The sequence below is a fragment of the Streptomyces sp. 130 genome, from assembly GCF_007096885.1.
Classification (GTDB): domain Bacteria; phylum Actinomycetota; class Actinomycetes; order Streptomycetales; family Streptomycetaceae; genus Streptomyces.
Window position 1 is genome coordinate 235,545 of record NZ_VJNO01000005.1, and the last position, 11,724, is coordinate 247,268.

General features: G+C 68.9%; 9 protein-coding genes. 7 read left to right on the top strand and 2 right to left on the bottom strand.

Annotated elements, in window-relative coordinates; all coding sequences use genetic code 11:
• Window positions 1-149 precede the first annotated feature (149 nt).
• From FKN01_RS07220 to FKN01_RS07230, 3 genes are all read left to right on the top strand, one after another.
• Window positions 150-464 (top strand): hypothetical protein, encoded by a 315-nt coding sequence (locus tag FKN01_RS07220; RefSeq protein ID WP_143617564.1) that lies wholly within the window; start codon window positions 150-152, stop codon window positions 462-464.
• Window positions 465-625: 161 nt separating this feature from the next.
• Window positions 626-1,744 (top strand): peptidoglycan bridge formation glycyltransferase FemA/FemB family protein, encoded by a 1,119-nt coding sequence (locus FKN01_RS07225; RefSeq protein ID WP_143617566.1) that lies wholly within the window; start codon window positions 626-628, stop codon window positions 1,742-1,744.
• 105 nt (window positions 1,745-1,849) lie between these two features.
• Entirely contained in the window at window positions 1,850-2,881 is a 1,032-nt protein-coding gene (locus FKN01_RS07230; RefSeq protein WP_143617568.1) for an alanine racemase, read from the top strand.
• Between the two features lie 19 nt (window positions 2,882-2,900).
• Here the strand turns inward: FKN01_RS07230 and FKN01_RS07235 are convergent, their stop codons facing one another.
• Complete coding sequence (locus FKN01_RS07235; RefSeq protein WP_143617570.1) at window positions 2,901-4,403, bottom strand: glycosyltransferase family 87 protein; 1,503 nt, start codon at window positions 4,401-4,403, stop codon at window positions 2,901-2,903.
• 134 nt (window positions 4,404-4,537) lie between these two features.
• Window positions 4,538-6,943, bottom strand: a complete 2,406-nt coding sequence (locus FKN01_RS07240; protein WP_143617572.1) for a transglycosylase domain-containing protein — start codon at window positions 6,941-6,943, stop codon at window positions 4,538-4,540.
• A 750-nt stretch (window positions 6,944-7,693) separates the two neighbouring features.
• Here FKN01_RS07240 and FKN01_RS07245 point away from each other — a divergent pair.
• The 4 genes from FKN01_RS07245 (at window position 7,694) to FKN01_RS07260 (ending at window position 11,555) form a co-directional block, all read left to right on the top strand.
• Window positions 7,694-8,398, top strand: a complete 705-nt coding sequence (locus FKN01_RS07245; protein ID WP_143617574.1) for a PadR family transcriptional regulator — start codon at window positions 7,694-7,696, stop codon at window positions 8,396-8,398.
• A gap of 62 nt (window positions 8,399-8,460) precedes the next feature.
• Complete coding sequence (locus FKN01_RS07250; protein WP_143617576.1) at window positions 8,461-9,543, top strand: inositol-3-phosphate synthase; 1,083 nt, start codon at window positions 8,461-8,463, stop codon at window positions 9,541-9,543.
• Between the two features lie 114 nt (window positions 9,544-9,657).
• Complete coding sequence (locus FKN01_RS07255; protein ID WP_143617578.1) at window positions 9,658-10,923, top strand: MFS transporter; 1,266 nt, start codon at window positions 9,658-9,660, stop codon at window positions 10,921-10,923.
• Between the two features lie 44 nt (window positions 10,924-10,967).
• Window positions 10,968-11,555, top strand: a complete 588-nt coding sequence (locus FKN01_RS07260) for a hypothetical protein (protein WP_143617580.1) — start codon at window positions 10,968-10,970, stop codon at window positions 11,553-11,555.
• Window positions 11,556-11,724: the final 169 nt, after the last annotated feature.

An 11,724-nucleotide genomic window follows, 5' to 3' on the forward strand; every position in this document is an offset into this window, starting at 1 on the left:
CGTGCAGGGCTGGGCAGACACCGGTGCAGACCGACCAGAGTACCCGCAGACCACCTTCCGGTTGAAATCCGGTGGTCAGGGGACGCAACCTGGACACATCGGGTGTGAGCGGCGCCACGACGCGCCGCATGTTGGCCAGGAGGTAATCCATGGCACACGTAACGCGGACCCGCCCCTCCGTCTCCCTCTTCGCCACGGACGGCAGGCCCCATCCGCTGCAGGACGCGCTCGTGCTGGTCACGCTCGTCCTCGGCGCCCTCGCCTTCATCTCGGCGATGTTCCACAACCTGCACCTGCTCAGCTCATGGGCGGGCCTGATCGGGATCCTCACGGGGGCGTACGGCCTGTACATCTCCGTCACCACGCGCGAGAGGTTCCCACTGATCATCGGCATGGGCGCGGCCGCCCTCGGGTTCTTTCTCGGCATGGCCCACGGCGGACTCTTCGGCGGCGTGATCGGCTGACCTCCGGGTCCGGCCCGGGCGGTCCCGTCAGCGGACGGGGCCGCCCTCGCACGCGTACAGGCCCACGGGGCCAGACCGCTCGCTCGACGGCCACAGTAGGCTTCGGCGCGAGAGCCGGAGCCCCTGACCGATGGGGACACACCTGCCGAGGAGCGCCCCGCATGAGCCTGACCCTGAGGACCATCAGCCGAGAGCAGCATCTGGCCTACATCCAGAGTCTGCCCGCGGCCAGCCACATGCAGGTCCCGGCATGGGCGGATGTGAAGGCCGAGTGGCGCTCCGAGAGCCTGGGGTGGTTCGACAAGACCGGTCAGCTCGTCGGCGCCGGCCTGGTGCTCTACCGGCAGCTCCCCAAGATCAAGCGCTACCTGGCGTACCTGCCCGAGGGCCCGGTCATCAACTGGTACGCGCCGAACCTGAGCGACTGGCTGCAGCCGATGCTGGCCCATCTCAAGCAGCAGGGCGCCTTCTCCGTGAAGATGGGCCCGCCGGTGATCATCCGCCGCTGGGACGCCGCGGCCATCAAGGCCGGCATCCAGGACCCGGAGGTCAAGCGCCTGCGCGACGTCGAGGCCACGCACATCGAGCCGCGCGCTTTCGAGGTCGCCGACCGGCTGCGGAAGATGGGCTGGCAGCAGGGCGAGGACGGCGGCGCCGGCTTCGGTGACGTACAGCCCCGCTACGTCTTCCAGGTGCCGCTGGCGAACCGCTCGCTTGAGGACGTCCACAAGGGCTTCAACCAGCTCTGGCGGCGCAACATCAAGAAGGCCGAGAAGGCCGGCGTCGAGGTCGTCCAGGGCAGTTACGCGGAGCTCTCCGAGTGGCAGCGGCTGTACGAGATCACGGCGGAGCGCGACCGCTTCCGCCCGCGTCCGCTCGGCTACTTCCAGCGCATGTGGACGGCCCTCAACAGTGAGGACCCCAACCGGATGCGGCTCTACTTCGCCCGCCACGAGGGCGAGAACGTCGCGGCGGCGACCATGCTGATCGTCGGCGGACACGTCTGGTACTCGTACGGCGCCTCGGCCAACCACAAGCGCGAGGTCCGCCCCTCGAACGCGATGCAGTGGCGCATGCTGCGCGACGCGTACGCCATGGGAGCCACCGTCTACGACCTGCGCGGCATCTCCGACTCACTGGACGAGACCGACCACCTCTTCGGCCTGATCCAGTTCAAGGTCGGCACCGGCGGCCAGGCGGCGGAGTACCTCGGCGAGTGGGACTTCCCGCTCAACAAGCTGCTGCACAAGGCGCTCGACATCTACATGTCACGCCGCTGATGGAGCCCCACAGCTGACGAATCCGGCTCCATTGGTTTCAATGGGGCCTGAACACGCTTCTCCTCCCTGATCCACCGCAGCCACCAGAAGGGTTCCGGACCGGCCATGGCGCTCTCCCTGTACGTCGACACCGCGCGCTGGCGGGCGCACCAGAAATCCGTGATCGACCAGTTCCCCGGCATCGTGCCGGTCTGCAAGGGCAACGGGTACGGCTTCGGGCACGAGCGGCTGGCCGACGAGGCGATCCGCTTCGGGTCCGACATCCTCGCGGTCGGCACCACCTACGAGGCGGCCCGCATCAAGGACTGGTTCAGCGGTGACCTGCTGGTCCTCACGCCGTTCCGGCGCGGTGAGGAACCGGTGCCGCTGCCCGACCGCGTCGTACGGTCCGTGTCCTCCGTGGACGGGGTGCACGCCCTGGTGGGCGCCCGGGTCGTCATCGAGTGCATGAGCTCCATGAAGCGCCACGGCGTCAAGGAGGAGGAGCTCGGGCAGCTGCACGCGGCCATCGAGGACGTACGCCTCGAAGGCTTCGCCCTCCACCTGCCGCTCGACCGTACGGACGGCTCGGACGCGGTCGAGGAGGTCATCGCGTGGATGGACCGCCTGCGGGCGGCCCGGCTTCCGCTGCACACGATGTTCGTCAGCCATCTGCGCGCCGACGAGCTCGCCCGGCTGCAGCAGCAGTTCCCGCAGACCCGGTTCCGCGCCCGCATCGGCACCCGGCTCTGGCTCGGGGACCACGAGGCGACCGAGTACCGGGGCGCCGTGCTCGACGTCACCCGCGTCGCCAAGGGCGACCGGTTCGGCTACCGGCAGCAGAAGGCCGCGTCCGACGGCTGGCTGGTCGTGGTCGCCGGCGGCACCTCGCACGGGGTCGGCCTGGAGGCCCCGAAGGCCCTGCACGGCGTGATGCCACGGGCCAAGGGCGTCGCCCGGGCGGGCCTGGCGACCGTGAACCGCAACCTGTCCCCGTTCGTCTGGGCGGGCAAGCAGCGCTGGTTCGCCGAACCGCCGCACATGCAGGTGTCGATCCTGTTCGTGCCCGCGGACGCCGAGGAGCCCCGAGTGGGCGACGAACTGGTGGCCCACCTGCGCCACACGACCACGCAGTACGACCGCATCGTCGAACGCTGAGTCCGCGCGCCCACCCCGCTCAGTCGGCGGCGGGCCCGCCGGCCGTGCCCCACTCCACCCGCGGCCCGGGCGTCGCCGGCAGTGCGTTCCGGCGAGCGGCACCGCTCTCGACCAGGTGGGACAGCACGAACACGTCCTCGGCTCCGTCGAGCACCCCGCCCGACGGATCGTCCGAACCGTCGCGCCGCACCCCGTCGCGTTCCGGCGTCAGGATGTCCCGTACGACGACGGCGCACAGGTACAGCGTGCCCAGCAGATGCAGCACGATCGCCAGCTGGTAGCCCTCCGTCGGCAGCCCCTGGTGCTTGTCGCCGCTCGTCGTGTACGCGAGGTACAGCCAGATCCCGAGGAAGTACAGGACCTCGCACGTCTGCCAGATGAGGAAGTCCCGCCATCGGGGCCTGGCCAGTGCGGCGAGGGGGATCAGCCACAGGACGTACTGCGGTGAGTAGACCTTGTTGACGAGGATGAACACCGCGACGACGAGGAACGCGAGCTGAGCGAACCGCGGCCGGCGCGGTGCCGTCAGGGTCAGGACGCCGATCGCGGCGCACAGGGCGATGGTGGTCACCGTCGAGACGGTATTGACCGTGCCGACGTCGATGGGCTCGCCGGTGCGCTGCGTGATGACCAGCCAGAACGAACCGAAGTCGATGCCGCGTTCCTCGCTGAAGGTGTAGAACTTCTTCCAGCCTTCGGGCGCGAAGACCATGACCGGCAGATTGACCACCAGCCAGGAGCCGGCCGCGCCCAGCACCGCGGCTCCGAACTCCCGCCACTTGCCCGCTCGCCAGCACAGGACGAACGCGGGCCCCAGCAGCAGGACGGGGTAGAGCTTCGCGGCCGTCGCCAGGCCGATGAGGATGCCGAACGCCAGCGGGCGGCTCCGGGACCACATGAGCATCGCCCCGGCGGTGAGGGCCACGGCCAGCAGGTCCCAGTTGATCGTGGCGGTGAGCGCGAAGGCGGGCGCGAGCGCCATCAGCAGGCCGTCCCAGGGGCGCCGCCGGTGCGTGCGGGCGACGCAGACGGCGATCACGGCGGTGCAGACCATCAGCATCCCCGCGTTGACCAGCCAGTACGCCTGCTCCTGCTCCTGGATGGAACCGCCCGGCGTCAGCCACGCCGCGACCTGCATGAACACCCCGGTGAGGACGGGGTATTCGAGGAACTGCATGTCCCCGGGCAGCCGGTCGAAGTACGGCACCAGTCCGTCGGCGAAGCCGCGTCCCGAGTACAGGTGCGGGATGTCCGAGTAGCACGCGTGCGTGTACTGGGAACCGGCTCCCCTGAACCACGCCCAGTTGTAGCAGGGCAGCTTCTGCACCATACCGAGCGCGAACATTCCGATGGCCACCAGGGCGATCGCCCCCACCGGGGCGAGAGCGGCGCTGCCGAGCCGCGACCAGCGCCCCGACCTCCCGCCGATCAGCTCGCTCCCGGCCGCCGCGACCTCGTCCCGGTGCGTGGGCCGTACGACGGGCCGTTCCTGGTGCACGCTCGTGTCCTCTGCGCTTGGCATGCCGCACATCCTGCCGTACGGCGCTGTGGAAAGGGCGAGGGCCGCCGCACCGGGGTGCCGCGGCCCTCAACTCCTGTCCGGGCCGCCTCGCGCCGGGCTGTGAACCGGGCGCGAGGCGCACTGCGTACCGGGCGCTACCCGGTCGTGCCACCCCACCAGTTGTTGTTCCCGGTGCTGTTGTTTCCGGTGCCGTTGGTGTTGCCGCCCGTGGCGCCGCTGTTGTTACCGCCGGTGGTGGTGGCGCCCCCGTCCGTACCGTCGTCGCCGCCGGTCGTGCCGGTGGAGGTGCCGGCGTCCGTGCCGCCGTCGTTGCCCTGGCTCGTGCCCGTGTCCGTGCCGCCGTCATTGCCCTGGCTCGTGCCCGCGTTGGCGCCGCCGTTGTTGTTCTGGCAGTTCCAGTCCCACGCACCGCAGGTATCGCTCGGGTCGGGGGTCGGGACGTCGGGTGTGGGAGTGGGCGTCGGGGTCGGCTTCGTCGTCTCGGTCTCGGTCGGCGTGGGCGTGGGCGTCGGTGAGGGCTTCTTGGACGCACCGCCGCCGTAGACCTTCTCTCCGATCGGCTCCGCCTTGGGGAAGGGCTCCGCCTTCACGCCCTTCATGGCCTCGGCCATGTAGTCGTGCCAGACCTGGGCGGGGAAGGAGGCACCGTGGATCTTTTCCTTGCCACCGGTGTTGTACATCTTCTCGAACCCGCGGTTCTTGTTCTTCTCGTCGTCGTCCAGCCGGTACATGCTGATCGCCGTCGACAGCTGCGGTGTGTAGCCGACGAACCACGCCGACAGGTTGTCGTCGGTCGTACCCGTCTTGCCCGCGACCTCACGCCCCGGGAGCTGCGCGGACGTACCGGTCCCCTTGTCCACGACGTTCTTGAGCACGTCCGTGACGTTGTCGGCGATGACGCTGTCGAAGGCGCTCTTGGTGACCGTCTTGTGCTGGTATTCCGGCCTGCCGCGCTTCTTCACCTCGGTGACGGAGAACGGATCGCGCTGCTGTCCCCGGGCGGCGAAGGTGGCGTAGGCGCCGGCCATGGTCGTCGCGCTGGGCGAGGAGGTACCGATCGAGAACGACGGCACGCTGGCGTCCGCCATGTACCGGTCGTCCTTCAGACCGGCCGCGATGGCCGCCTTCTTCACCTTGTCCGTGCCGACGTCCATGCCCAGCTGCACGTAGGGGGAGTTGGCGGACCACTGCATGGCCTCACGCAGGGTGATGTTGCCGTACGACTCGTGGTCGTCGTTGGTCTGCAGCCACTCCTTGCCGTCCTCGTCGGTCCAGACGTCGCCGTTGTACTTCTTGATCTTCAGCTTGTTGGCGCCGTTGTAAATGCTGAGCGGCGAGACCTTCGTACGCTGCGACTCGTCCTGCTCCGCCCCGCCTGACGGGTCCCGCTTGCCGTACTCCATGGCGGCTGCCAGCACGAACGGCTTGAAGGTCGACCCGACCGCGGCGCCGGTGGGGCCGGCGTTGCTCTGGAAGTGCTTGGTCGCGTCCTCACCGCCGTAGATCGCCTGGATGGCGCCGGTCTTGGGGTCGACCGACGAACCGCCGAACTGCACGTGGGTGTCGTACAGCGGACGCTTCTTGGGGTCGATGTTCTCGTCGTAGACGCGCTTGACGGCCTTGCTGAGCTGGTCGACCTTCTTCCTGTCGAAGGTCGTGTGGATCTCGTAGCCGCCCTGGTCGAGCATGTCCTTGGTGATGTCGGTCTTCTCGAAGATCTCGGCCTTGGCGGTGTTGACGAGGTAGCCGATCTGGCCGCCCAGCTGCGCGCTGCGCTTCGGCTTGTCGGGCATCGGGAACTCCGTGTACTTGTTCCGTTCCTCCTGCGACATCCGGCCGTCCTTCACCTCCTCGTCAAGAATCCACTTCCAGCGCTTCTTCGCCCGGGCGAGGTTCTTCTCCGGAGTCGCCTGCACGGGGTCGACCTCCGGGGCGCCGGCCGGGTCGTAGTAGCTGGCGCCCTTGAGGAGACTGGCCAGGAAGGCGCACTCGCTCGCGTCCAGGTCTTTGGCGTCCTTGCCGTAGTACGTACGGGCCGCGGCCTGGATGCCGGAGGCGCCGCGCCCGTAGTACGAGACGTTCAGGTACCCGGCCATGACGTCCTTCTTCTTCATCTCGCTGCCGACCTTGAGCGTGATGAAGAGCTCCTCGAACTTGCGGCTGAGGGTCTGCTCCTGCGAGAGCCGCGAGTTCTTGACGTACTGCTGGGTGATCGTCGAGCCGCCCTGGGTCTCACCGCCCTTGGCCATGTTGAACACGGCGCGGGCGATACCCATGGGGTCGATGCCGTGGTCGGTCTCGAAGGACTTGTTCTCGGCGGAGATGACGGCATTGCGCATCGCCTCGGGGATCTGCGCGTAGTCGATGACCTGACGGTTGACCTCACCGCCGGTGGCCACCATCTGGGTGCCGTCGCTCCAGAAGTAGACGTTGTTCTCCGCCTTGGCGGCGTCGTTGATCTCCGGCTTCGCGACCATGGCGTAGGCGAGGCCGGCGAGGCCCATCAGCAGGCCGAGGAAGCCGATGCACAGGCCGGACATCAGCTTCCACGACGGCACCCAGCGGCGGAGGCCCTGACGGCCGGCGCGCGGGTAGTCGATGAACCGCTTCTTGGCCGGGCGCCGGCCGCCGCGCCCGCGGCCCTCGTGCTCGTCGTCCCCGCCGCCGCGGCGCCGTCCACCACCGTCGGAACCTCCACGGCCTCCGCCGCCGCGCTGAGCCGCCCGTCTGGCTGCTGCACGACCGGCGTACGGGGCCTCCTCGCCGTGCGAGCCGGAAGGTGAGGCTGAAGTTACTCCGCGTGACGGTGCTGCGCGGCGTCCGGAGGACTGCTGGGCGGCTCGTCGGGCCGCGGCACGTCCGCCACCTTGCGGTTGCGACGTCTTGCGACGGTGCTCGCTCATCGAACGACTACTCCTCGGGCAGGCGAGAGCGCCTGGAAGCGGCAGGTGAGATCCGGTCCCCCGAATGACGGGCCAGCCCTGCGACAGGCTCGCCCGCAGTGCATCCGGATGGCCCGCGAGCACTGACGCACGCGCGCGTCTCGCGGTTCCCGGTGGTCTGCATGCCGCACAGACTACGCACGGTCAAAACCCTCCTGGGACCGAACTTCACCCCAAATAACGCAAGTCGGTTCCTACGAATTGGCGATGTGACGCCGCTCACTGAGGCTGCCCTTGTCGGCATCGCCGGTGCGATCTATCGTGCTGATGTATCGAGTCGATACATCAGCTCGGTACATCGACCCGGTACAAAGGACCGCGAGAGCACTCGGAGAAGGAGGGGCGAGGTTGAGCAGACGTTCCGGCATCCTCGAGTTCGCCGTCCTCGGACTGCTCCGCGAATCCCCGATGCACGGCTATGAGCTGCGCAAACGCCTCAACACCTCGTTGGGCATCTTCCGTGCCTTCAGTTACGGGACGCTCTACCCCTGCCTCAAGACGCTGGTCGCCAACGGCTGGTTGATCGAGGAGCCGGGGACCGCTCCGGCGGAGGCGGCACCCGGCTCCGGCCGGCCCGTCGCTCCCGCCTCGTCCCTGGCGGGGCGTCGAGCCAAGATCGTCTACCGATTGACGGCCGAAGGTAAGGAGCACTTCGAGGAGCTGCTCTCGCACACCGGCCCCGACGCCTGGGAGGACGAGCACTTCGCTGCTCGCTTCGCCTTCTTCGGGCAGACGGAGCACGACGTGCGAATGCGGGTGCTGGAAGGCCGTCGCAGCCGGCTGGAGGAGCGCCTGGAGAAGATGAGCGCCTCTCTGGCCCGCACCCGTGAGCGCCTCGACGACTACACACTTGAGCTGCAGCGACACGGCATGGAGTCCGTGGAGCGCGAAGTGCGCTGGCTGAACGAGCTCATCGAGAGCGAGCGGTCGGGACGGGATCAGCGACGATCCTCGCCCGGGGGCCCAGCTCAGCAGAAGACCGCAGGAGAGCCTGACGGCCTGCCCCGGCGGGGAGACAACCCGCCGGATCCGTCCGGCGACACCGCCAAGTGAGTTCACCGCAGATCCGCGGCGAGCTCATCAGAAACATCCATTACACACAGGGAGCAACCGGAATGGGTTCGGTTCGCGTAGCCATCGTCGGCGTGGGCAACTGCGCCGCCTCGCTGGTCCAGGGCGTCGAGTACTACAAGGACGCCGATCCGGCCGGCAAGGTGCCCGGTCTGATGCACGTCCAGTTCGGCGACTACCACGTGCGGGACGTCGAGTTCGTCGCCGCCTTCGACGTCGACGCGAAGAAGGTCGGCCTGGACCTCTCGGACGCCATCGGCGCGAGCGAGAACAACACCATCAAGCTCTGCGACGTGCCGCACGCCGGTGTCACCGTCCAGCGCGGCCACACCCACGACGGCCTGGGCAAGTACTACCGCCAGACCATCGAGGAGTCGGCCGAGGCCCCGGTCGACATCGTCCAGATCCTCAAGGACCGCAAGGTCGACGTCCTGGTCTGCTACCTCCCGGTGGGTTCCGAGGTGGCCGCGAAGTTCTACGCCCAGTGCGCCATCGACGCCAAGGTCGCGTTCGTCAACGCGCTTCCGGTCTTCATCGCCGGCACCAAGGAGTGGGCGGACAAGTTCACCGAGGCCGGTGTCCCGATCGTCGGCGACGACATCAAGTCGCAGGTCGGCGCCACCATCACGCACCGCGTGATGGCGAAGCTCTTCGAGGACCGGGGCGTCATCCTGGACCGCACGATGCAGCTGAACGTCGGCGGCAACATGGACTTCAAGAACATGCTCGAGCGTGAGCGCCTGGAGTCCAAGAAGATCTCCAAGACTCAGGCCGTCACCTCGCAGATCCGTGACCGCGAGCTGGGTGAGAACAACGTCCACATCGGCCCCTCGGACTACGTGGCCTGGCTGGACGACCGCAAGTGGGCCTACGTGCGCCTCGAGGGCCGCGCCTTCGGTGACGTCCCGCTGAACCTGGAGTACAAGCTGGAGGTCTGGGACTCCCCGAACTCCGCCGGTGTCATCATCGACGCCCTCCGCGCCGCGAAGATCGCCAAGGACCGCGGCATCGGTGGCCCGATCCTCTCGGCTTCCTCGTACTTCATGAAGTCCCCGCCGGTCCAGTACTTCGACGACGAGGCCCGCGAGAACGTCGAGAAGTTCATCCGCGGTGAGGTCTCCAACTGACTCACGTGAGTCAGCAGCGCAGGTGAGGAGCGGCAACGCCGCTCGGCTGCCGCGCCGTTGAGGGCCCCCGGGCAATGCGCCCGGGGGCCCTCGTCGTGTGTGACCCTTGCTCCCATGCCCGTCGCGCGCGACCTGCGCACACTTCTCCGCCTCCCGGACTTCCGCCGCCTGCTGGCCGTGCGGGTCCTGTCCCAGTCGGCCGACGGCGTCTATCAGGTGGCGCTGGCCACGCATGTGGTCTTCGCGCCGGAGAGACAGGCGTCCGCCGGGGCGATCGCCTCGGCCATGGCCGTGCTCCTGCTCCCCTACTCACTCGTCGGGCCCTTCGCGGGCGTGCTGCTGGACCGCTGGCCCCGGCGCAAGGTCTTCGTCCACGGCAACCTGCTGCGCTCCGGCCTCGCCTGCTGCACCGCCCTCCTGATCATCGGCGCGGCTCCCGCGTGGCTCTTCTACGTCTCCGCGCTGTGCGTCACCGCGGTCAACCGCTTCGTCCTCGCCGGTCTCTCCGCCGTTCTGCCGCGCGTGGTCGAGCGGAAGCGCCTGGTACTGGCCAACTCGCTGTCGCCGACCGCGGGCACCCTCGCAGCCACGGCGGGCGGCGGACTCGCCTTCCTGGTACGGCTGCTGGCCGCTTCGGACTCTGCCGTGGTGCTGTTCGGGGCGGCGCTCTATCTCGCCTCGGCGCTGGCGGCGCTGAGCCTTTCGGCGGGGCTTCTCGGACCGGAGCGCGACACCGGCCGCATGCCCCTGCGGGCAGCGCTGACCGCGGCGGCCGGCGGACTCCTCGACGGCCTGCGGCACTTGCTGGAACACCGGAGCGCGTCCCGGGCGCTGGCCGCGATGACGGTGATCCGATTCTGTTACGGAGCGCTGACCGTCATGGTCCTGATGCTCTGCCGCCACGCCTGGACGGACAGCGAGGACGACGGTCTCGCTCTCCTCGGCGTGGCGGTGGTCTTCTCCGGCGCCGGGTTCTTCGCGGCGGCCGTACTGACCCCCTGGGCCGCGGGGCGGCTCGGGCGGCTCCGTTGGATGGTGGTGTGTGCGGGCGCCGCCGCGATCCTCGAACCGGCCCTGGGGCTGTGGTTCGCTCCGGCGCCGATGCTCGTCGCCGCGTTCGTCCTCGGACTCGTCACCCAGGGGGCGAAGATCGCCACGGACACCGTGGTGCAGACCGCCGTGGACGACGCCTACCGGGGCAGGGCCTTCTCGTTCTACGACGTGTTGTTCAACGTGGCCTTCGTCGCCGCGGCGGCGGTCGCCGCGCTGATGCTCCCGCCCGACGGGCGGTCCGTGGTGCTGGTGACCGGTGTGGCGGTGCTCTACGCAGGCTCTGCCCTGTGCCTCGCGCATTGGAGTCGGGGCGGTGACGTCCTATAGCGTGCCCGCGTCAAACAAGGCACACCAATAACGGGGGCATCCAGATGACTTACCCGCCACAGCAAGGCAGCGGTCCCTACGGTCAGCAGCCGGCTCAGCCCTACCCGCCTCAGCAGGGCGGATACGGCTACCCGCCGCAACAGTCCCAGCAGGGCTGGGGCGGACCTCAGCCGCAGCAGCCCCAGGGCTGGGGAGCCCCGCAGCCCCAGCAGCCGCAGAACTGGGGAGCCCCGCAGCAGCCGCAGGGCTGGGGCGCTCCTCCTCAGAGTCCTTCGCAGCCCTCGGGTGGCAAGAAGCTCCTCGCAACGCGGAACATCATCATCATCGTCGTAGGCCTCGTCGTGCTCGGCGCGCTGAAGTTCGGCCTGGGCGACCTGTTCGAGTCCGACGCCAAGGCTGCCGCGGTCGGGGACTGCCTGGAGAACAACGGCACCAACTTCAACCCGGACATGAAGTCCGTTGACTGCAGCTCGTCCGCCGCCGAATACAAGGTCGCCGAGGTGCACGACAACACGACGGACGCGGATCTCTGCGACCCGGAGAAGTACTCCGCCTACACCGAGAGCTCGGGTCGCCGTAAGAGCCGGAGCAGCGTGGTGCTCTGCCTGACGCCGCTCAAGACGGCCGACTGAACCTTCCGTAGTACTCGGAACACCGACCGAGGGCGTTGTTTCACGTGAAACAGCGCCCTCGGCGCATGCGTCGGGGGGGGGGGGGGGGGGGGGGGGGGTGCAGGGGCGCGGGGGGGGCGGCGGGGGGGGCGGGGGGGGGGGGGCGGCCCCCCCCCCACCGCTGGCGCGC